Here is an 18,772-nt window from a genome sequence, read left to right as displayed (position 1 = left end):
GTCTATGTCGCACCTGCGATGATTCGAGGTGGTTTGCGCGCCCTTCGTCACAATTCCGGCGACGCAGCGGTTTCGGGCGCAACCGAAATAACGCGGCTATAACATTCCGGTTTCGAGCCGCGCCGCCTCGGACATCATGTTGCGGTTCCACGGCGGGTCGAAGACGAGCTCGACGTCGGCCTCGGCCACCGTCGGGATCATTTCCAGCTTGCTGCGCACGTCGTCCACGAGGATGTCGCCCATGCCGCAGCCCGGAGCGGTCAGGGTCATCTTCACTTCCACGAAGCGGCCGCCGTCGTCGCGACGGGACACGTTGGCTTCGTAGACCAGGCCGAGATCGACGACGTTGATCGGGATCTCGGGATCGAAGCAGGTGCGCAGCTGTTTCCAGACCAGCACCTCGACCGCCTCGTCGTCGGCGTCCTCGGGCAGCGCCAGCGGCGCCGGCGGCTCCTTGCCGATCGCGTCGGCGTCGCGGCCGGCGATCCGGAACAGGTTGCCCTCGATGAAGACGGTGTAGCTGCCGCCCAGCGCCTGGGTGATGTAGCCGATGCTGCCGGCCGGCAGGGTCACGGCTTCGCCTTGCGGCACCAGGACGGCGGCGCAATCGCGTTCGAGGCGGACGGGTTCGCTGCTGCGGGAATACATGCCGGGAAAATGGTGGCGGCGCCGGGGCCGCGCAAGGTGTGCATTGTATCGGCGGCACAGGCGGTATGCTGTTTCGTTTGGCGACCGCACCGTTCCGCATGGCCCCAGACCGTCCGCACTCCCCCGCCTCCGGGCCGCTGATCCTGCTGCTGCTCCTGGTCGCCAGCTGCGGCATCGGCGCGATCTGGGCACTGATTTCCCTGTCCGGGGGCAAGCAGAACGGCTGGATGGCGGTGATCGCCGCCCTGGACGCGATCTGGCTGCTGCGCCTGTGCCGCGTCCGCGCGGGTCCCTGGCGCGCGGCCGGCGCGGTGCTGGCCACGGCGATCGCGGTCGCCTTCGCCAACTGGAGCATCGCCGCCATCGGCATGGGCATCCCGCTCGGGCTCGGCCCCTGGGACGCCTTCGTGCGCCTGGGCGCCGGGCACGCCTGGACGCTGATCTGGCTGGCCAATTCCGCCCAGGATCTGGCCTGGATCGGCGCGGCGCTGGTGGTGGCCGCGGTCCTGGGACGCTGAGCGCGGCCTAGCGCAGCACCACCGACAGCTGCTGCTTGAACAGCCGCTCGGGAATGTAGTTGAGGTAGCCGAGGAAGATCGCCTGGTCGATCAGCGCGCCCTTGTTCTCGACCGCGAACTTGCCCTTCATCGCGTCGATGTAGTTCTCCACCGTGCGCGGGGACAGTTCGAGAATGGCGCCGATCTCCTTGATCGTCTTGCCGCGCACCAGGAAGAACAGCACCTCCGCCTCGCGCTGGCTCAGCTTGATGGCGCCGCGGTGCTGGCTGTCGAGCACGTAGCTGCCCTGCCCGGCCAGGCCGTTGGCGAGCTGGATGCCGGTCTGCACGCGTCCCAGCAGCGAACCGAGCTCCACGGTGTTGGCGGAGGTGATGTCGGCCAGATGGAAGATGGTGCCGACCACCTTGCCGCTGTCGTCGTCCATCATCGGCGTCTTGGTGGACAGATAGGCGCGCCATTCCCCGCCGGCGAAGGGATGGATGTCGATGACGCGCAGCGGCTTCATGCTGAGCATCACTTCCTTGTCCTGCGCCTGGAACAGGTGCGCGCAGGCGACCGTGTCGCAAGGCATGTCGAAGTCGCTGCGGCCGATCGCGTCCAGGTGATGCTTCAAACCCACCGCCTCGGTGTAGCGCGCATTGGCGTACATGAAGACCGAATGCTCGTCCTTGCAGCCCCACAGGCCGGGCATCTGGTCGAACAGCGAGCGCAGGCGGGCGTCGATTTCGCGGGTCATCGCCGCATCCCCCGCACCCGGGCGGCGCGCGCGGCGGGCAAGGCATGCACGCGGCGCCGACGCAGCGGGGAAAAACGCAGTTCCATGCCCCGAGTATGGCACGCGCGGATTGCGGTCGGGACGGGGCGGGCGCGCATCGGGCGACGGCGGAAAAGCGGCACATCCGTGTGCCATTCCCTGCCCCAACGGGCCGGGGCTGGGCATTTTTTACGCGCACGGCGATGCCTCGGCATCCGTGCTAATCCCGCTTGCCGCAATACGGGAAATCTGCTAAATCTCAGCGAGTTTTGCGGTCCTCGAGGGCCTGACGGCGCTTCGATCCGCCGTGCCGTGCCAGGGGTGGCCCGGCTTCGAGAGCTCGACCACGCGCCGCAGGGAACGGACCCGTCGGCGCCCGCAAGGGAAACCGGCATGCCGCATCCGCACAACGACCGCGCCTGGCCCTGGCTGATCCTGGGCGGCATCGTCCTGGCCAGCATCGATGCCGTGTTCGCCGTGGCGTTCTGGTCACCGCGCGGCGTGAGCGCCACGCAGGTGTTCCAGTCCATCGCCGCCGGCCTGCTCGGCGACGCCAGCTTCCAGGGCGGCGCGACGACGGCCTGGCTCGGCGCCGCCCTGCACTACGGCATCGCCACGGCCATGGTGGTCGTCTACTTCCTGTTCGCGCGCCGCTGGCGCGCCCTGGTCCGCCACCCGCTGGGCTACGGGCTGCCGTACGGCGCGCTGCTGTACCTGGCCATGAACCTGGTGGTGCTGCCGCTGTCGGCGGCGGGCATGCCGAAATTCAACAACCTGCCCTGGGTGGGCAGCAGCATCGCCATGCATCTGCTGTTCGGCGCGATCTGCGCGTTCGCGGCGCGCAGGGCGCTGCGCGGACGCGATTCCTGAGGCGCGACCCGCGCGGTTCCGCTCGGCACGCCCCAAGCAGGGGCGCGCCGAAGCGGCGGCCCGTCAGTGCCCGCCGCCGTCCAGCGCCTTCAGCTCGCTGACCAGCGCATTGGCCATCTCGCTGCCGTCGCCGTAGAGCATGCGCGTGTTCTCGGCGTAGAACAGGGCGTTCTCGATGCCGGCGAAGCCGGTGCCCTTGCCGCGCTTGATGACGATGGTGTTCCTGGAGTTCACCACGTCCAGGATCGGCATGCCGTAGATCGGCGAGGCGGGATCGGTCTTGGCGACCGGGTTGACCACGTCGTTGGCGCCGATCACCAGCGAGACGTCGGTGTTGGGGAACTCGGGATTGATGTCGTCCATGTCGGCGATCAGGTCGTAGGGCACGCCGGCCTCGGCGAGCAGCACGTTCATGTGGCCGGGCATGCGGCCGGCGACCGGATGGATGGCGAACTTCACCTTCACGCCGCGCTCGAGCAGGCGCTGGGTGAGTTCCCAGATCTTGTGCTGCGCCTGCGCCACCGCCATGCCGTAGCCGGGCACGATCACCACGCGCTCGGCATAGGCCATCATCGCCGCGACGTCGCCGGCCTCGATGGGCTTCTGCGAACCGGTGATCTCCTGCGCCTGGCCGCCGCCGCCGAAGTTGGAGAACAGCACCGACTTGATCGAGCGGTTCATGGCTTTGGCCATCAGGCGGGTCAGCAGGATGCCCGCCGCGCCGACCATCATGCCGGCGATGATCAGCGCCTCGTTGCCGAGCACGTAGCCCTCGAAGGCCACCGCCAGGCCGGTGAAGGCGTTGTAGAGCGAAATCACCACCGGCATGTCGGCGCCGCCGATCGGCAGGGTCATCAGCACGCCGAGCAGCAGGGCGGCGGCGAAGAAGATGACGATGTCCGGCACGCTCAGCGAATGGATCGCCAGCGCGCCCATCGCCACCGCCGCCAGCGCGACCAGCGCGTTGAGCACCTGCTGGCCGCCGAAGGTGTAGCGCTTGTCCATGCGCCCGTCGAGCTTGGCCCAGGCGATGACCGAACCGGTCAGCGACACCGCGCCGATCAGGGCGCCGATCACCGCCAGCGACAGGGTGACCACGCTGGGCGCGCTGCCGAGGGCCGAGTACTTGAACAGCTCCACCGCGCCGATCGCCGCCGCCGAGCCGCCGCCCATGCCGTTGAACAGCGCCACCATCTGCGGCATGTCGGTGATCGCGACCTTCTTGCCCCAGATCCAGGCCAGCGCGGTGCCGATCGCGGCGGCCGCCACGATCAGGCCGAGGTTGTGCAGGCCGGGCAGGAAGAAGGTCGCCACGGTGGCGATCAGCATGCCGATGCCCGCCCACTGGATGCCGCTGCGCGCGGTCTTGGGCGAGGCCATGCGCTGCAGGCCGAGCAGGAACAGCGTCGCGGCGACCAGGTAGCTCGCCTTCACCACAAAGGAAAGCCACACCATCACTTCTTCTCCGGCGGCTTGGAGGACTTGAACATCTCCAGCATCCGCTCGGTCACCACGTAGCCGCCGGCGGCGTTGCCCGCGCCCAGCAGCACGGCGACGAAACCGATCACCTTCTCCAGGGTGGTGTCGGCATGCCCCAGCACCACCATCGCGCCGATCAGCACGATGCCGTGGATGAAGTTGCTGCCCGACATCAGCGGCGTGTGCAGGATCACCGGCACGCGCGAGATGATCACGTTGCCGGCGATGGCCGCCAGCATGAAGATGTATAGCGCCACGAACCCGTCGCTCACCGCCGATCTCCCCACAGCCTGGTTTCCCGCATCATAGAGCCAGACGCCGGCTTTGGGACGGATCGGGGCACGGGGCGCCCCCGCGCGCAGGGCTGTCAACCGATGCCGCTCCCGGACGTTTCCGTTGCAACCGCTTCGACCCGTCCCAGACCCGATGACATGGCCACCGCCGCACGCCCGCGCGCGACAGACCTCCCGCCCCCGCCGGCCGCCGCGCGCGCCGATGGAGCTGCGGCGACAGCCGCCGTTGCGCGCGGCCGGCTTATGCTCGTCCCGGTGAACGCCGACGCCGCCCGTCCCGCCCCGCCGGCCGCGCCCGCCGCGGAGCCCCCCAGCCTGGACCGGTTCCTGGCCGAGACCGGCCCGCGCGCGTTCCGTTTCGCCGAGCTCGGGCTGCGCCACCGCGAGGACGCGCTCGACGCCGTGCAGGACGCGATGATGAAGATGCTGGCCTATCGCGAGCGCCCGGCGGCGGAATGGTCGCCGCTGTTCTGGAGCATCCTGCGCAGCCGCATCATCGACGCGCAGCGGCGCCGCACGTTCCGGCTGGGCTGGCTGTTCAACGCCGGCGACGCCGCCGACGGCACGCCGGACTGGGCCGACCACCAGCCCGACCCGGCGCGCGCCCACGACGGCCGCGAGGCCTACGCGCGTTTCGTCGATGCGCTGCGCGAGCTGCCGCGCCGCCAGCGCGAGGCCTTCACGCTGCGCGTGCTGGAGGAGTTCGACGTCGCCGACACCGCGCGCATCATGGGCTGCAGCGAGGGCTCGGTGAAGACACACCTGTCGCGGGCGCGGGACGCGCTGCAGCGACGCCTGGAGGATTTCGCATGAACGACACCCCCCCGCAAGCGCGCGGGCCCGAAGAAAGCGGCTTCGATGCCGCCATGCGGCGGCGCTATCTGGAGGCGGCCGACCGACTGTCGGCCAGCACCCAGGCGCAGCTGCATCAGCGCCGCCGCGGCGCGCTGTCGGCGCGACCGGCCGCCTCGCCGCTGCGGCGCTACGGCCTGGCCGGCGCGACCGCCTGCGCTGCGCTGTTCGCGGCCGTGCTCGGCCTGCAATGGCAGCGTGCCGAGCGCGCCACGCCCATCGTCGAGGCGCCGCCCGCCGCCGCCGTTGCCGCCGCCGACGGCGATGCCGATGGGGACGGCGTCTTCGACCAGAATCCCGATTTCTACCTCTGGCTGGCCTCGCAGGACGCCCAGACCCTTGCCATGGAGTGACCTCCGATGACGCGCCTTGCCCCCCTCCTGCTGGTCCTGCTGCTCGGCGCCGCCGCGGCCGGGGCCGCGCCACCGCCGCCCGCGACCGCGCCGGCCGCCGCGCCGCTGCCCGATTGGGATCGCCTCAGCCGCGAGCAGCGCGACCTGCTGCTGGCGCCCGTGCGCGAACGCTGGAACGAGAATCCCGACGAGCGCGCGCGCATGCTCGAGCGCGCCCGGCGCTGGCACGAGATGACGCCCGAGCAGCGCCAGCGCGCGCATCGCGGCATGAAGCGCTGGGACCACATGGATCCGCGCAAGCGCGAGGAGATGCGCGCGCTGTTCGACACCCTGCGCACGCTGCCGCCGGAGCAGCGCAAGGCGCAGATGGAACGCTTCCGCGCGATGACGCCGGAACAGCGCAGGGCCTGGATCGAGCGCAATCCGCCGCCGCGTCCCTGAGTCGCCGCGCGCATCCGGCGCGCTCGGTCCAGCCCGCTCAATCCAGCGCGAAATGCCAGCTGGCCAGGTGTTTCAGGTCTGCGGCCGAGCCGCTCGGGATGCGCGTGGGCGCCGGCTGGCGATGCGCCGGCGCGGCGATGCCCGTGGCGATGCGTTTCACGCCGGCGGTCTTGTCCAAACCCCGGCACCAGCTCTGCCAGCGATCGCCGCCGCGCCTGTCGCGATAGCCCGCGCGCGCGGCGGCGGCCGCGTCCGGCGGCTGCGGGCCGCACAGGTCCAGGTATTCCATGCACCCCCAGACCGCGCCCTTGTGGTCGGTCCGGGTCTGGTGGCAATACGCCGCCACCCAGGCGTCCTCGCGCACCCGCACCGCGTAGACGTCGCCGGCCGCCACCGGTCCGGGAAGCGGGGCCGGCCCCTTCTTCGCGCCCGCCGCTGCCGGCGCCTTGCGCCGCGCAGGCGCCGCGCGCGCGGGCGCGGCGGGTTCGCGCGCCGGGCGCGCGAGATGGCCGAACAGCCGCGCCAGCAGGGCTTCGTCGACGCCGTCGCCGCCGGTCCACCATGCCAGCGGCGCCGGCGCCTCTATGCGCGGGCTGGGGCGGCGGTCGCGCTCGGCCGCGGTGGTGAAGCGCTGCAGGAGTCCGGGGAAGTCCGCGTTCGCCAGCACGCCGAGGAAGGCCAGCGATTCGAGCAGCGACTGGCAGCGCTGCGGCGTATTCACGGCCAGCAGCCCGCTGGCCTTGATGCGCGTACGCGCCTGGCCGTAGCGGGCGCCGGCCGGCAGGGCGCGCAGCAGATCTAGCAGCGTGTGCAGCACCCAGACATCGCGCGGCGTCGGCCGCGGCCACTCCCCGGCGGCGAGCGCGTCGGCTTCCTCCAGGGTCAGCATCGCCGCCGTCGGGCCGGCTTCGTCGCTCCAGCCGCTGCCTTCCTTGTGGCGGAAATAGGCCGCCAGCGTGCGATCGCTGGGATGCGCGTCGTGGAAGCAGATCCGGCAGACCGGATTGCGCGGGCCCATCGGCTCCGCCTCGTGCGCCGGCAGCGCCAGGCCGAGCGCCATCGCCGGCAGCACCGCCTGCCAGGCGGGATCGGCCGAGACCAGCGCGGCGACGTAGGCGTCGGCGGCGCGGGGGCGGGGCAAACGCCCCCCCCCCCGCCGCGGGGGGGCGCGCCCCCCCGCGGCGGGGGGGGGGGGCGGCGGCGCGGCGCGGATCGCGCCGCGCCGCCAGCGCGCGCAACTCCGACACGGCCTGCGCGTGGGAAGGCGCGACCATCGCGTTGGGCGGCCAGCCCGAGGCGTCCAGCCGCCGGCGCTCGTCCTCGGTGAAAGTGCCGGGCACCCGGTAGACGGTGTTGCCGCCGGCCTCGACCACGAGATTGGTGCCGACGTAGACGCGCGCGAGCAGATCGACCACCTCGGCGATCCGCGCACGCACGGCCGCGGTCATCCCGCCGTTTCCGCCTTGCGTTCCGGCCACACGCTCCTGGCCAGCAGTTCGTCGTCCCAGTCGAAGGCCAGCGCGCCGTCCTTGAGCAGCAGCGAGACGAAATTGAACACGTTGCGCGCGTACATCTCGCTGGCGTGCAGGGCGCCGCTGCTGGCCAGGTTGAGCGGACCGGCGACGGTGACGCCGCCGCTGTCGACGGTCTCGCCCGGCCGGGTCGCCTCGCAATTGCCGCCGGTCTCCGCGGCCAGGTCGACGATCACGCTGCCCGGCTTCATCCCGGCCACCATCGCGGCGGAGATGATCTTCGGCGCCGGGCGCCCCGGCACCGCCGCGGTGCAGACGATCACGTCGATGCCCTTCAGGTGTTCGGCGAGGCGGCGCTGCTGTTCGGCGCGCTCCTCGTCGGTGAGCTGGCGCGCGTAGCCGCCCTCGCCGGCGGCGCTGACGCCGAGGTCGAGGAACTTGCCGCCCAGCGATTCGATCTGCTCGCGCGTTTCCGGCCGCACGTCGAAGCATTCGACCTGGGCGCCGAGCCGCTTGGCGGTCGCCACCGCCTGCAGGCCGGCCACGCCGGCGCCGACGATCAGCACCTTCGAGGGCCGGATGGTGCCCGCCGCCGTGGTCAGCATCGGGAAGAAGCGCGGCGCCAGTTGCGCGCCGATCAGTACCGCCTTGTAGCCGGCCATGCCGGCCTGCGAGCTGAGCACGTCCATCGCCTGCGCCCGCGTGGTGCGCGGCAGGCGCTCGAGCGGGAAGGCGACCATGTGCCGGTCGCGCAGCGCCTGCGCGCGCTCGGGCGAGGCGTCGGGCTGCAGGCTGCCGACCAGCACCGCGCCGTCCTTGAGCGTGGCGATGGTCGCGGGCGGCGGCGCCTGCACGCACAGCACCAGGTCGGCGCCCGAGAGCGCCGTCGCGGCGTCGGTCAGTTCGGCGCCCGCCTCGGCATAGGCCTCATCGCCTAGATGGGCGCCGGCGCCCAGGCCGCGCTCGACCCGCACCCGCGCGCCGGCGGCGACGAGCTTCTTGCAGGTTTCCGGCGTCAGCGCGACGCGACGCTCGCCCGGCGCGGTTTCGCGCGCGACTCCGATCCATACCGCTCCGCTGTCCGCTGCCATGCAAGGCTCCGCTGGAGATTCGCCGCCATCCTAGCGAATCGCAACGGCCCCCGCGATGTCCCGATGGCAGAATGGAGGCGGTCCGCGTCCCCGTTCCTGCAGGGACCTTCGACGCCGACGCCCCATTCGTTTTACCGGAAACCTTTCCCCCGTGACCCCACTCGACGCCCTCGACGCCCGCCGCTCCGTTCCCGCCAAGCAACTCGGCGAACCGGGACCGGACGCTCCCACCCTGCTGCGCATGCTGCGATCGGCATCGCGCGTTCCCGACCACGGCAAGCGCGTGCCGTTCCGCTTCCTGCGCATCGCCGGCGACGCGCGCCGGGCGCTCGGCGAGGCGCTGGCCGCGCGCACCCTGGAGCTCGATCCCGACGCCGCCGACAGCGTCGTGGAAAAGGACCGCCAGCGCTTCTCGCACGCGCCGCTGGTGATCGCGGTGATCGCCGTGCTCGATGCCGAGGACGGCAAGATTCCCGAGATCGAGCGCCTGCTCTGCGCCGGATCGGTCTGCTTCGCCCTGCTGCAGGCCGCGCAGGCACTGGGCTTCGGCGCCAGCTGGCTGACCGGCTGGCCGGCCTACGACGCCAGGATCCTCGGCCTGCTCGGACTGGGCGCGCAGGAACGCATCGCCGGCTTCATCCACATCGGCACCCCCAAGCTGGAAGCGCCCGAGCGCGAGCGGCCGGACGCCACCGCGCTGCTGACGGATTGGGTGAGCAACCGCGCTTAGCAGACGCCCTCAAGGTCGAAGGGGCGTCGTCAACGCCCCTGAGGGCTGCGGTTGCGAACGCCCGACCATGGATGGTCGGGCCGGACGACCCGAAGCCTGGAATGTCGCGCCCTGGACGGCAACAACCATCCTCCCAAGCGTCTCCGATGCCCTATCGGCATCGGCAGCGGTTGCGAACGCCCGGCCAGGGATTTAGAGCCGCGCCGGCAGAGCGGCGCTAGGCCGGACGACCCGAAGCCTGGAATGTCGCGCCATGGACGGCAACAACCATCCTCCCAAGCGTCACCGATGCCCTATCGGCATCGGCTGCGGGTGCGCCCGCCCGGCCTTGGATTTAGCGCCGCGCCGACAGCGCCGCGAGAGGCCGGACGACCCGAAGCCTGGATTGTCGCGCCTTGGACGGCAACAACCAACCTCCCCAGCGTCACCGCTGCCCTCGCGGCATCGGCTGCGGGTGCGCCCGCCCGGCCTTGGATTTAGCGCCGCGCCGACAGCGCCGCGAGAGGCCGGACGACCCGAAGCCTGGAATGTCGCGCCATGGACGGCACCGGCAAACTCCCAGGCGGTATCGACTGCGATCGCACCGCCGCACCCGCGAACCCCCGGCAATGGTTTATCGTCCCCCCTTGCCATGAAACCCCTTTACCTCGTCGACGCCAGCCTCTACGTGTTTCGCGCCTGGCACTCGATGCCGGACGAATTCCACGACACCGACGGCTGGCCGACCAACGCCGTGCACGGCTTCGCGCGCTTCGTGATCGAGCTGCTGGAGCGCGAACGCCCCCGGCATATCGTGATCGCCTTCGACGAGGCGCTCGACAGCTGCTTCCGCAACGCGCTGTACCCGGCCTACAAGGCCAATCGCGCGCCGGCGCCGCCGGAACTCAAGCGCCAGTTCGCCTACTGCAAGGCGCTGTGCGATGCCATCGGACTGCCCGTGCTCGGACACGGCGACTACGAGGCCGACGACCTGATCGGCAGCGCCCTGCACCAGTCGCGCGCGCACGGCCATCGCGGCATCATCATTTCGGCCGACAAGGACCTCTCGCAGCTGCTGCTCGAGCACGACGAGCAATGGGACTTCGCGCGCGGCCAGCGTTGGGGCATGGCTGGCGTGAAGGCGCGCCACGGCGTGGAGGCGCGCCAGATCGCCGACTACCTCGCCCTGTGCGGCGACGCCATCGACAACATTCCCGGCGTGCCCGGCATCGGCGCCAAGACCGCGGCCGTGCTGCTCGCGCACTTCGGCAGCCTGGACGCCCTGTTCGAGCGCATCGACGAGGTGCCCTACCTGCGCTTCCGCGGCGCCGCGCAGGCGGCGGTCAAGCTGCGCCTGCATCGCGAGCAGGCCCTGCTCTGCCGGCAGCTCACCACCATCGCGATCGACGCGCCGCTGGCGGGATTCGCCCCGCCCTTCGCGCGCGGCGCGGCCGAGGCCGGCACGCTGGCGGCGCTGTGCCAGGCGATGCGTTTCGGACCGCTGACGCGCAAGCGCCTGCAGACCGTGACCGAGGTCGACTTAACCTCGTCATCGGATCCGTCGTAGCATCGTGGCAACGCATTCTTCGTGACGGCCCCATGAGCGACACTCCGGAAATCCTCTACCAGGGCGACTGGCTGCGCCTGGTCAAGCGCGACCACTGGGAATCGTGCGAGCGCACGCACGGCAAGGACGGACTGGCCGTGCTGGTGATCGCGGTGACGCCCGACGACCACGTGCTGTTCGTCGAGCAGTACCGCGTCCCGCTCGGCGCCAAGACCATCGAGATGCCGGCCGGCCTGGTCGGCGACGACGACGACGCGGACACCCTCGAGGCCGCCGCGCGCCGCGAACTGATCGAGGAGACCGGCTGGGAGGCCGGCCGCGTCGACGTGCTGCTGATCGGCCCCACTTCGGCCGGCATGAGCAACGAGCGCATCGCCTTCGCCCGCGCCCGCGACCTGCGCAAGGTCGGCGCAGGCGGCGGCGTGGGCAGCGAGAACATCACCGTGCACCGCGTGCCGCGCGCCGGCGCACCGGCCTGGCTGATGCAGATGCATGCACAGGGCTACGAACTGGACCTCAAGCTCTGGGCGGGGCTGTGGATGATCGAGCACAACCCGGACGGCTCGCCGGCGGCTTGACCGGGGGCGATTTCCTCTCGACGCCCCTTTTTCCGAGAGTCCGCTGCCCGGCCTGGCCGTCGGCGTCTCGCTGGCCTTGCCGCTGTTCCTGCTGCTGCGCGAGCGGCACCTGAGCGCGACCGGGAACCGGGGGCTGCGCGATCCCTCCTAGCGGACGATCGCCGTCCTCCGTGCCACTTTAACTCCGGACTGAACCGGGCCGGATTTGCGCCTCCGTCCGTCATCCTCCGCCGTGATGGGGCGTTACTCGACGGTACCGCCCTCCACGGTACCGCCGTGATCCCGGAGCCCGCCATGCCCCTTCCCCGCTGGAGCCTGCTGCTCTGCTGCCTGCTCCTGGCCGCCGCCCCGACCGCACCGTGCCAGGACAGGACCGCGTGGATCTCGGGCGAATGGCAGCCCGATACGGAGCAAAACGACCGGCTGTTCGAACAGGCCCGGGAGAAATTCAAGGAAGCGGTGCAGGAGGCCCGGCAGGAACGCAGGGAAAGCGGTGAAACGCGGGGGCCGCGACGCGGCGGCAAGGGCGGCGGCAGGGGCGGAATGGGCAGGCGTGGCGGCCGACCGCACGGCGACAGGAGAAGCGGCGAATCGCCGGACGTCTCGCTGGCCGGCCTGCTTCCCGCCGAACTGGCCTTCGCGGCCCCCACCGAGGGCAGCCTGATCCTGCAGCGCACGCGCGAGAGCGTCCTGTTCGGCCGCGGCGACCGCGAGGCCGTGGTCTTCCTGCCGCTTGCCGGCAGGGTCGGGCTTGGCAACGGCATCCAGGCGGCCCTGCGCGAGGAAAACGGTCAACTGATGCTGCAGGCGGACATGCCGTCGGGCCGGCGCGCCTATTACCGCTACGCCGAAACGCCCGACGGCTTGCGCGTCGAGATCAGCATCGACGGCCAGCTGCCGGGCGGAAGCGTGCAGGTCCAGCGGGTCTATCGCCGCGTGCGGGTCGATGTCGGAGCTCCGCAGAAGACCGCCCGTTGAGGCCGCGGCGCCGGTCCGCTCAGCCGCGCATTTCTTCCAGTTCCATGCCCTTGGTCTCGCGCACCATGGCCAGCACGAACACGAACGACAGCAGCGCGAAGGCGGCATACAGCCCGTAGGCGAAGCTCAGGCCGATCTCCGCCAGCCCGGGGAACGTGGCGGTGATGGCGAAGTTGGCCAGCCACTGCGCGGCGGCGGCCACCGCCAGCGCGATGGCGCGGATGCGGTTGGGGAACATCTCGCCCAGCAGCACCCACACCACGGGGCCCCAGCTCACGCCGAAGAAGATCACGTACAGATTGGCCGCCACCAGCGCCACCGGCCCCCAGGGCTCGGGCAGCTGGATGTCCGCGCCGCCGCCGCTGGCCCGGGAGAAGCACCAGGCCATCACCGCCAGCGCGATCGCCATGCCCGCCGAACCGACCACCAGCAGCGGCTTGCGGCCGATGCGGTCGACCAGGGCGATCGCCACAAGCGTGACCAGCACGTTGACCACCGAGGTGGCCACGGTGATCTTGAACGCGTCGGCCTCACTGAAGCCGACCGAATGCCACAGCGTGGAGGAGTAGTAGAAGATCACGTTGATGCCGACGAACTGCTGGAACACCGACAGCAGGATGCCGATCCACACCACCGGCAGCAGCCCGCCGCCGGCCTTGCGCAGGTCGCGCAGGCGCGGGCGGTGCTCGGCGCGCAGGCTGGCGTCGATCTCCTCGATCTTGTGCCGCAGCGCCTCGCCGTCGTCCAGGTTGAGCACCTGCCGCAGTACCGAGGCGGCCAGGGTCTTCTCGCCCTTGGCCACCAGGTAGCGCGGCGACTCGGGCACGCGCAGCACCAGCAGGCCATAGACCAGCGCCGGCAGCGCGGCGACCAGGAACATCCAGCGCCAGGCGTTCAGGCCGAGCCACAGCGGCTGCGCCGCGCCGCCGGCCAGGTGCGCGAGCAGCGCATCGGAAGCCAGCGCGACGAAGATGCCGAGCACGATCGCCAGCTGCTGCAGCGAGCCCAGCCGGCCGCGCACGCGCGCCGGCGAGATCTCGGCAATGTAGGCCGGCGCGATCACCGAGGCGATTCCCACGCCCATGCCGCCGACCAGGCGCCAGAACACCAGGTCCCAGACGCCGACCACCAGTCCCGAGCCCAGCGCGCTGACCGTCAGCGCCACCGCCGCCACCTGCATGGTGCGCACGCGTCCCCAACGGTCGGCGATCGGGCCGGCGTACCAAGCGCCGAGGGCCGAGCCGAGCAGCGCGCAGGAGACCGCGAAACCGATCAGCGCGGCGTCGAGGCGGAAATCGCCGCGGATGGCGTCGACCGCGCCGTTGATCACCGCGGTGTCGAAGCCGAACAGGAAACCGCCCAGCGCCGCCACCGAGGCGATGGCAATCACGCGGGCGTTGCTGGCGCGCGCCGGGGACGCGCTGGCGACTGCATTCATGGCGTTTCCTCCCGCGGAAGGATCGAGGGTCGCGCCGAACGTTACCGCGTCGCGGCCCGGCCGTCATCGCATACGTATGCGTGACGGCCGGTGGCGGTCATGCAAACAAGACCATCGCGCCGTCGAGGATCAGGCCACGAGAAGCATGCGCCGGGGATCAGGCAAAGCGATCGGTGGCCTGCACCAGCGCGTCGATGTTCTCCGCCTCGAAGGCCGAATGCCCGGAGGCCGGCGTGATCGTCAACTGCGACTTCGGCCACGCCTTGTGCAGTTCCCAGGCGCTCTGGATCGGGCACACCACGTCGTAGCGGCCGTGCACGATCACGCCCGGGATGTCGGCGATCCTGTGCGCGTCGCGCAGCAACTGGTCCTCCACCTCGAAGAAGCCGCCGTTGACGAAATAATGGTTCTCGATGCGGGCGAAGGCCAGCGCGAACTTGGCGTCCTCGTGCCCGGTGACGAAATCCTGGTCGACGTGCAGGAACGAGGTCGCGCCCTCCCACACGCTCCAGGCGCGCGCGGCGGCCAGGCGCGCGGCCTCGTCGTCGCCGGTCAGGCGGCGGTGGAAGGCGGAGATCAGGTCGTGGCGCTCGACCGGCGGGATGGCGGCGAGGTAATGCTCCCAGGCATCCGGAAACAGGCGCGAGGCGCCCTCCTGGTAGAACCACTCCAGCTCCCAGCGCCGCAGCATGAAGATGCCGCGCAGCACCAGCTCGGTGACGCGCTGCGGATGCGCCTGCGCGTAGGCCAGCGCCAGCGTCGAGCCCCACGAGCCGCCGAACACCTGCCAGCGCTCGATGCCGAGCCTGGCGCGCAGCTTCTCGATGTCGGCGACCAGCGCCCAGGTGGTGTTGTCGACCAGGTCGGCGTGCGGCGTGGACCGGCCGCTGCCGCGCTGGTCGAACAGCACGATGCGGTATTTCGCCGGATCGTGGAAGCGGCGCATCTTCGCGCTGCAGCCGCCGCCGGGGCCGCCGTGCAGCAGCACCACCGGCTTGCCGTCCGGGTTGCCGCATTGTTCGTAGTAGAGCGTGTGGCGATCGTCGACCTTGAGCGTGCCGGTGTCGTAGGGTTCGATGTCGGGATACAGGTCGCGCATGCAGGAACTCCGCTGATCGGACGCCTAGTGTAGCCGCTCGAGCGCGACGCCCCTGCACCGGGCGTGCGCGACGAGGCCTTCAGTCCGGCGCTCGGCCCAGCGTCACGCGCTCGCGCGCCTCCAGGTCGCGCTCGGTGGCCACCTGCGCGAATCCCGCCGCCTGCAGCAGCGCGCGCACCGCCGCGCCCTGTCCGTAGCCGTGCTCCAGCAGCAGCCAGCCGCCCGCTGTCAGGTGGGCCGGCGCGTCGGCGGCGATGGCGCGGATGGCGTCGAGTCCGTCGCTGCCGGAGCTGAGCGCGATGCGCGGCTCGTAGCGCAGGTCGCCTTGCTGCAGGTGCGGATCGTCCTCGGCCAGGTACGGCGGATTGCTGACCACGGCATCGAAGCGCTCGCCGCTCAGCGGCGCGAACCAGCTGCCGCGGCGGAACTCGACGTTGCCGAGCGCATGGCCGCGCGCGTTGGCGGCGGCCAGGGCCAAGGCGTCCTGGCTGACGTCCACGGCGATCACCCGCGCGCGCGGACGCTCGATGGCCAGCGCGAGCGCGATCGCGCCGCTGCCGGTGCCCAGGTCGGCGACGCGCACCTCGCGGTCGTCCGGGATGCGGGCCAGCGCGGCCTCGATCAGGAGCTCGGTTTCCGGGCGGGGAATCAATGCCGCGGGCGAGGTCGCCAGATCGAGCGTCCAGAAGCCGCGGCGCCCGGTGAGATAGGCGACCGGCTCGCCGGCTTCGCGGCGGCGCGCCAATGCCTCGAATGCCGCCAGCACCGCCGCGTCGAGCGGATCGTCGCCGTGCGTGTACAGCCAGGCGCGGGCGTAGTCGCGGGAACCGTCGTGGCCGCGCAGGGCGTGCAACAGCAGCAGCTCCGCCTCCGAAGCGTCGATCCGCGCGCGCGCGGCCCGCAGGAGCGTGTTCGCGTCGGTGGCGGGCATCGGGTCTTGCATCCGCACATGGTACGGCCTGGGTCTGGTCTATGCTCGGCGGGCGCCGGCTTCGGCCGGCGCCGTTTTTTCCGGTTCCGTTTTTCCCGCTCCGTTTTTTCCCGTTCCCTTTTCATCGACGGCGTTTTCACCGACATCGTCCGCCATCAAGGATTTGGCCATGCACCGACTTCTCGCCACCGCGCTCCTCCTCGCCGCGACGCAGCTGGCGTCGTGGACCCTGGCTTCGCCTGCCTGGGCCTCGCCGCAGAACCCGCCGCCCGACTGCCACGACCACGAATCCGGCGACGATCCCGCCGCCCCGGGCGTGGATCCGGACGAGGACCGCTCCGACTGCGTGCCGCCGCCCACCTCGCCGCCATGGCCGCCCTATTGTCCGGCCGGCATGAATTGCGACGACGAGCCCGCCCCCGACACGCCTTGAGGCGACGGCGGATTTCCTGCGTAAAAAAAACAGGGCGCCGCGAGGCGCCCTGTTTTTTCCGGGCCATGCCCTGATCCGGGCCGGCCGCGGCGTCACTTGCGCGGGAACGTCGGCGCCTGCCCCTGGCGCGCCTGCAGCTGCGCCGCGCACAGCCGCACGCGCTCGCCGGCCTGGCGCAAGGCCAGCGGCCCGCCCTCGACGGTCCCCATGCGGTTGCCGAACTTGGCCTGCAGCTCGGCCGCCTCGGCGTCGCTGCACATGCCCGAGGCATAGATGTCGATCAGGGTCGCGCCGGCCGGTTCGAGCTTGGCTTCCAGGGTCTTGAAGTTGACGTCGATCCACTGCCGCAGCGCGCCGCGCAGCTGCGGCTCGTCGCCCTGCCCGAAGAGGACGTGCGGGATTTCGTTCCTGCGCAGCGTATCCGGCGACAGCGCCAGCTCGCGCGCGCGTTCGGCCAGCGCCGGATCGCGCGTGTCGCCGAGCGCGGAGGCCAGCTGCACGCGCAGCTCCGGATCCTGCACCTGGCGCAGGTGGCGTTCGGCGGCGTCGAACGCGGCCTTGCCGCCTTCCTGCACCGCCGCGCTGATGGCCTCGCCGCGGATGTCGCGCGGAGCGGCGTCCTCCTGCAGCTTGCCGCCGCCGTCGAGCCCGAGCACGGCGCGTCCCTGCGCGGCGAGCGCCTGGCGCACCGCCGGGTCCTCCAGCCGCAGGGCGAAGAAGGCGATCAGCCTCGCGCGCAGCAGGCGGGTGTCGTCGTCGTCCCTGGCGCCGAAGCTCAGGCCGAGCCGCTCCAGGCGCGGACGATAGATCTCGGCGATGCCGGCGCGGAAGGCCTTGCGCGCGGCGGCGTCGTTCCGGAACAGGTACTCGTCCATCCAGCGCACTTCGCCGGTCCCCGCCATCGCCGTCTGCCGCACCTGGGCGCCGGCGAACTTGGGCAGGGCCGCGACCAGGTCGGCCGGCTTGAGTTCGCCGGCGTTGTAGGCGGCCTGCACCGAGTCGGCGAACATGCGCTGCTCGCGCTGGTCGAGCTGGCCGAAGGCATCGGACAGCGCCTGCTGCAGTTTCGGCGCCAGCGAGAAGCGGTAGTAGCCGTCGCCGTGCGCGTTGGGCATGACCCAGGCCGGGCAGCTCTGCGCCTGCTCCAGCTCGATGCGGGTCTGCGCGCCGTCGACCAGCGCGCACTGCTCGCGCACGGCCTTGCCGTCGCCGTAGCGCACGCACATGGGGATGCCCCAGCTCTGGCCCGCGCTGGCGGTCGAGCCCAGCGGCAGGTAGCGCTGCTGCGTCACGGTGAGCGCCGGCTTGCCCTCGCCGCAGGCCAGGTCCACCTTCACCGAAGGCACGCCCGGCTGGTCGATGAAGCTGGAGAACGCCTTGGCCAGGCGCTCGGGCTCCTTGCCCTGCACGGCCACCGCCTGGATCAGGTCGGCGCTGGTGGCGTTGCCGCGCGCGTGCTTGTGCAGGTAGCTGCGGATGCCGTCGCGGAATTTGTCCTCGCCGATGAAGTGCTCGAACATGCCGAGCGTGGCCGCGCCCTTCTGGTAGGTGATGCCGTCGAAGGCCGACTGGATGTCGGTGAAGTCGTTGATCGGCTCGTGGATGCGGCGCGTGCTGGCCAGGCTGTCGGCCTCCATCGCCTCGATCACCCCCTCCAGCAGCTGGCGGTCGACGTGCGATTCGGGCTGCAGCTCGCCGTGGATCTTGTTGCCCATCCAGGTGGCGAAGCCCTCGTTGAGCCACAGGTCGTCCCACCAGCGCATGGTCACCAGGTCGCCGAACCACTGGTGCGCCAGCTCGTGCGCGCTCACGCCCCAGTAGGCCTGGCGCAGCTGCGCGCTGGACTTGTCGTCGGGGAACATCAGCACGTCGCGGTAGACGATCAGTCCCGCGTTCTCCATCGCACCCGCCCAGAAGTCCGGCGCGGCGACGTTGTCGAGCTTGTCGTAGGGATAGGGAATGTCGAAATAGTTCTCCAGCGCCTTGACGATCGCCGGCGTGTTCGCCAGCGAATAGGCCATGCGTCCGCCCTGCCCCTTGGCGGCGATGCCGCGCAGCTTCAGCGGCGTGGTGCGCTTGCCGTTCGGGCCGATGTCGGGACCGGCCGGCACGTCCCAGGGGCCGACGGCGAAGGCGATCAGGTAGCTCGGCAGCGCCTCGGTGCGGCGGAAGGTCAGCTTCTTCCAGCCGTCGCCGAGCGACTCGCTCTTCTCCTCGCTGGTGTTGGCCACCGCCACGTCCTGCTCCGGCACGATCAGCGTGATGTCC

General features: G+C 71.2%; 21 protein-coding genes. 10 read left to right on the top strand and 11 right to left on the bottom strand.

From position 1 onward, the window contains the following. Positions 1–96 precede the first annotated feature (96 nt). The gene (sufT, locus tag MD221_RS16415) at positions 97–648 is read right to left on the bottom strand and encodes a putative Fe-S cluster assembly protein SufT (RefSeq protein ID WP_242113060.1); all 552 of its coding nucleotides are present in this window, start codon (positions 646–648) and stop codon (positions 97–99) included. A gap of 98 nt (positions 649–746) precedes the next feature. On the opposite strand from sufT, the gene MD221_RS16410 reads away from it, so the two are divergent. Beyond that, entirely contained in the window at positions 747–1,166 is a 420-nt protein-coding gene (locus MD221_RS16410; protein WP_242113059.1) for a hypothetical protein, read from the top strand. Positions 1,167–1,173: 7 nt separating this feature from the next. On the opposite strand, the gene MD221_RS16405 is transcribed toward MD221_RS16410, so the two are convergent. Then, positions 1,174–1,902, bottom strand: coding sequence for a helix-turn-helix transcriptional regulator (locus tag MD221_RS16405; protein ID WP_242113058.1), 729 nt, complete (start codon positions 1,900–1,902; stop codon positions 1,174–1,176). 411 nt (positions 1,903–2,313) lie between these two features. On the opposite strand from MD221_RS16405, the gene MD221_RS16400 reads away from it, so the two are divergent. Beyond that, positions 2,314–2,790, top strand: a complete 477-nt coding sequence (locus tag MD221_RS16400) for a DUF1440 domain-containing protein (RefSeq protein ID WP_242113057.1) — start codon at positions 2,314–2,316, stop codon at positions 2,788–2,790. Between the two features lie 63 nt (positions 2,791–2,853). Here the strand turns inward: MD221_RS16400 and MD221_RS16395 are convergent, their stop codons facing one another. Next, positions 2,854–4,245 carry an NAD(P)(+) transhydrogenase (Re/Si-specific) subunit beta gene (locus MD221_RS16395; RefSeq protein WP_242113056.1) on the bottom strand — a complete coding sequence of 464 codons (1,392 nt, stop codon included), beginning with the start codon at positions 4,243–4,245 and terminating at the stop codon, positions 2,854–2,856. After that, positions 4,245–4,541 (bottom strand): NAD(P) transhydrogenase subunit alpha part 2, encoded by a 297-nt coding sequence (locus MD221_RS16390; protein ID WP_242113055.1) that lies wholly within the window; start codon positions 4,539–4,541, stop codon positions 4,245–4,247. The genes MD221_RS16395 and MD221_RS16390 overlap by 1 nt, the downstream gene beginning before the upstream one ends. A gap of 264 nt (positions 4,542–4,805) precedes the next feature. Here MD221_RS16390 and MD221_RS16385 point away from each other — a divergent pair, with 264 nt between their 5' ends. From MD221_RS16385 to MD221_RS16375, 3 genes are read left to right on the top strand one after another with little or no spacing between them, the layout of a single operon-like run. Then, on the top strand, positions 4,806–5,375 hold the full coding sequence (locus tag MD221_RS16385; RefSeq protein WP_425602297.1) for an RNA polymerase sigma factor: 570 nt from the start codon (positions 4,806–4,808) through the stop codon (positions 5,373–5,375). Further along, positions 5,372–5,767: a hypothetical protein gene (locus MD221_RS16380; RefSeq protein ID WP_242113053.1), complete on the top strand. Its 396-nt coding sequence runs from the start codon at positions 5,372–5,374 to the stop codon at positions 5,765–5,767. The genes MD221_RS16385 and MD221_RS16380 overlap by 4 nt, the downstream gene beginning before the upstream one ends. A 6-nt stretch (positions 5,768–5,773) precedes the next feature. Next, positions 5,774–6,208, top strand: a complete 435-nt coding sequence (locus MD221_RS16375) for a DUF3106 domain-containing protein (protein ID WP_242113051.1) — start codon at positions 5,774–5,776, stop codon at positions 6,206–6,208. Between the two features lie 37 nt (positions 6,209–6,245). Here MD221_RS16375 and MD221_RS16370 read toward each other — a convergent pair whose 3' ends face one another. Together MD221_RS16370 and MD221_RS16365 are read right to left on the bottom strand one after the other, a co-directional pair. After that, positions 6,246–7,349 (bottom strand): hypothetical protein, encoded by a 1,104-nt coding sequence (locus tag MD221_RS16370; RefSeq protein ID WP_242113050.1) that lies wholly within the window; start codon positions 7,347–7,349, stop codon positions 6,246–6,248. A 303-nt stretch (positions 7,350–7,652) separates the two neighbouring features. Then, positions 7,653–8,771, bottom strand: a complete 1,119-nt coding sequence (locus tag MD221_RS16365; RefSeq protein ID WP_242113049.1) for an NAD(P) transhydrogenase subunit alpha — start codon at positions 8,769–8,771, stop codon at positions 7,653–7,655. A gap of 151 nt (positions 8,772–8,922) precedes the next feature. Here MD221_RS16365 and MD221_RS16360 point away from each other — a divergent pair, with 151 nt between their 5' ends. The 4 genes from MD221_RS16360 (at position 8,923) to MD221_RS16345 (ending at position 12,603) form a co-directional block, all read left to right on the top strand. Continuing rightward, the gene (locus MD221_RS16360; RefSeq protein WP_242113048.1) at positions 8,923–9,501 is read left to right on the top strand and encodes a nitroreductase family protein; all 579 of its coding nucleotides are present in this window, start codon (positions 8,923–8,925) and stop codon (positions 9,499–9,501) included. Positions 9,502–10,132: 631 nt separating this feature from the next. Then, positions 10,133–11,047, top strand: a complete 915-nt coding sequence (locus MD221_RS16355; protein WP_242113047.1) for a 5'-3' exonuclease — start codon at positions 10,133–10,135, stop codon at positions 11,045–11,047. Between the two features lie 32 nt (positions 11,048–11,079). Beyond that, the gene (locus MD221_RS16350) at positions 11,080–11,625 is read left to right on the top strand and encodes an NUDIX hydrolase (RefSeq protein ID WP_242113046.1); all 546 of its coding nucleotides are present in this window, start codon (positions 11,080–11,082) and stop codon (positions 11,623–11,625) included. Between the two features lie 294 nt (positions 11,626–11,919). Further along, positions 11,920–12,603: a hypothetical protein gene (locus tag MD221_RS16345; RefSeq protein WP_242113045.1), complete on the top strand. Its 684-nt coding sequence runs from the start codon at positions 11,920–11,922 to the stop codon at positions 12,601–12,603. 19 nt (positions 12,604–12,622) lie between these two features. On the opposite strand, the gene MD221_RS16340 is transcribed toward MD221_RS16345, so the two are convergent. From MD221_RS16340 to MD221_RS17545, 4 genes are all read right to left on the bottom strand, one after another. Continuing rightward, complete coding sequence (locus MD221_RS16340; RefSeq protein ID WP_242113044.1) at positions 12,623–14,041, bottom strand: sugar porter family MFS transporter; 1,419 nt, start codon at positions 14,039–14,041, stop codon at positions 12,623–12,625. Between the two features lie 157 nt (positions 14,042–14,198). Further along, entirely contained in the window at positions 14,199–15,140 is a 942-nt protein-coding gene (pip, locus tag MD221_RS16335) for a prolyl aminopeptidase (protein WP_242113043.1), read from the bottom strand. Positions 15,141–15,219: 79 nt separating this feature from the next. Beyond that, entirely contained in the window at positions 15,220–16,083 is an 864-nt protein-coding gene (gene prmC / locus MD221_RS16330) for a peptide chain release factor N(5)-glutamine methyltransferase (protein ID WP_242113041.1), read from the bottom strand. Between the two features lie 27 nt (positions 16,084–16,110). Then, on the bottom strand, positions 16,111–16,242 hold the full coding sequence (locus tag MD221_RS17545; RefSeq protein WP_277928928.1) for a hypothetical protein: 132 nt from the start codon (positions 16,240–16,242) through the stop codon (positions 16,111–16,113). On the opposite strand from MD221_RS17545, the gene MD221_RS16325 reads away from it, so the two are divergent. Then, on the top strand, positions 16,241–16,504 hold the full coding sequence (locus MD221_RS16325) for a hypothetical protein (RefSeq protein ID WP_242113039.1): 264 nt from the start codon (positions 16,241–16,243) through the stop codon (positions 16,502–16,504). The two genes, MD221_RS17545 and MD221_RS16325, sit on opposite strands and share 2 nt — an antisense overlap. Positions 16,505–16,596: 92 nt before the next feature. Here the strand turns inward: MD221_RS16325 and MD221_RS16320 are convergent. Further along, positions 16,597–18,772: M1 family metallopeptidase (locus MD221_RS16320; RefSeq protein ID WP_242113038.1), on the bottom strand; the 2,176-nt coding region annotated here is incomplete at its 5' end.

This window comes from Luteimonas aquatica (assembly GCF_022662575.1).
Lineage (GTDB): Bacteria > Pseudomonadota > Gammaproteobacteria > Xanthomonadales > Xanthomonadaceae > Luteimonas > Luteimonas aquatica.
The sequence above is the reverse complement of the archived record's forward strand: the minus strand, read 5'-3'. Positions and strand labels throughout refer to the sequence as shown.

Excerpts from the sequence above, each read along its gene's own strand:
- sufT (WP_242113060.1), bottom strand. The coding sequence starts at position 648 with ATGTATTCCCGCAGCAGCGAACCCGTCCGCCTCGAACGCGATTGCGCC.
- MD221_RS17545 (WP_277928928.1), bottom strand. The coding sequence starts at position 16,242 with ATGGCCAAATCCTTGATGGCGGACGATGTCGGTGAAAACGCCGTCGAT.
- prmC (WP_242113041.1), bottom strand. The coding sequence starts at position 16,083 with ATGCAAGACCCGATGCCCGCCACCGACGCGAACACGCTCCTGCGGGCC.
- MD221_RS16340 (WP_242113044.1), bottom strand. The coding sequence starts at position 14,041 with ATGAATGCAGTCGCCAGCGCGTCCCCGGCGCGCGCCAGCAACGCCCGC.
- MD221_RS16410 (WP_242113059.1), top strand. The coding sequence starts at position 747 with ATGGCCCCAGACCGTCCGCACTCCCCCGCCTCCGGGCCGCTGATCCTG.
- MD221_RS16345 (WP_242113045.1), top strand. The coding sequence starts at position 11,920 with ATGCCCCTTCCCCGCTGGAGCCTGCTGCTCTGCTGCCTGCTCCTGGCC.
- pip (WP_242113043.1), bottom strand. The coding sequence starts at position 15,140 with ATGCGCGACCTGTATCCCGACATCGAACCCTACGACACCGGCACGCTC.
- MD221_RS16350 (WP_242113046.1), top strand. The coding sequence starts at position 11,080 with ATGAGCGACACTCCGGAAATCCTCTACCAGGGCGACTGGCTGCGCCTG.
- MD221_RS16325 (WP_242113039.1), top strand. The coding sequence starts at position 16,241 with ATGCACCGACTTCTCGCCACCGCGCTCCTCCTCGCCGCGACGCAGCTG.
- MD221_RS16405 (WP_242113058.1), bottom strand. The coding sequence starts at position 1,902 with ATGACCCGCGAAATCGACGCCCGCCTGCGCTCGCTGTTCGACCAGATG.
- MD221_RS16395 (WP_242113056.1), bottom strand. The coding sequence starts at position 4,245 with ATGGTGTGGCTTTCCTTTGTGGTGAAGGCGAGCTACCTGGTCGCCGCG.
- MD221_RS16380 (WP_242113053.1), top strand. The coding sequence starts at position 5,372 with ATGAACGACACCCCCCCGCAAGCGCGCGGGCCCGAAGAAAGCGGCTTC.
- MD221_RS16365 (WP_242113049.1), bottom strand. The coding sequence starts at position 8,771 with ATGGCAGCGGACAGCGGAGCGGTATGGATCGGAGTCGCGCGCGAAACC.
- MD221_RS16385 (WP_425602297.1), top strand. The coding sequence starts at position 4,806 with ATGCTCGTCCCGGTGAACGCCGACGCCGCCCGTCCCGCCCCGCCGGCC.
- MD221_RS16375 (WP_242113051.1), top strand. The coding sequence starts at position 5,774 with ATGACGCGCCTTGCCCCCCTCCTGCTGGTCCTGCTGCTCGGCGCCGCC.
- MD221_RS16400 (WP_242113057.1), top strand. The coding sequence starts at position 2,314 with ATGCCGCATCCGCACAACGACCGCGCCTGGCCCTGGCTGATCCTGGGC.
- MD221_RS16355 (WP_242113047.1), top strand. The coding sequence starts at position 10,133 with ATGAAACCCCTTTACCTCGTCGACGCCAGCCTCTACGTGTTTCGCGCC.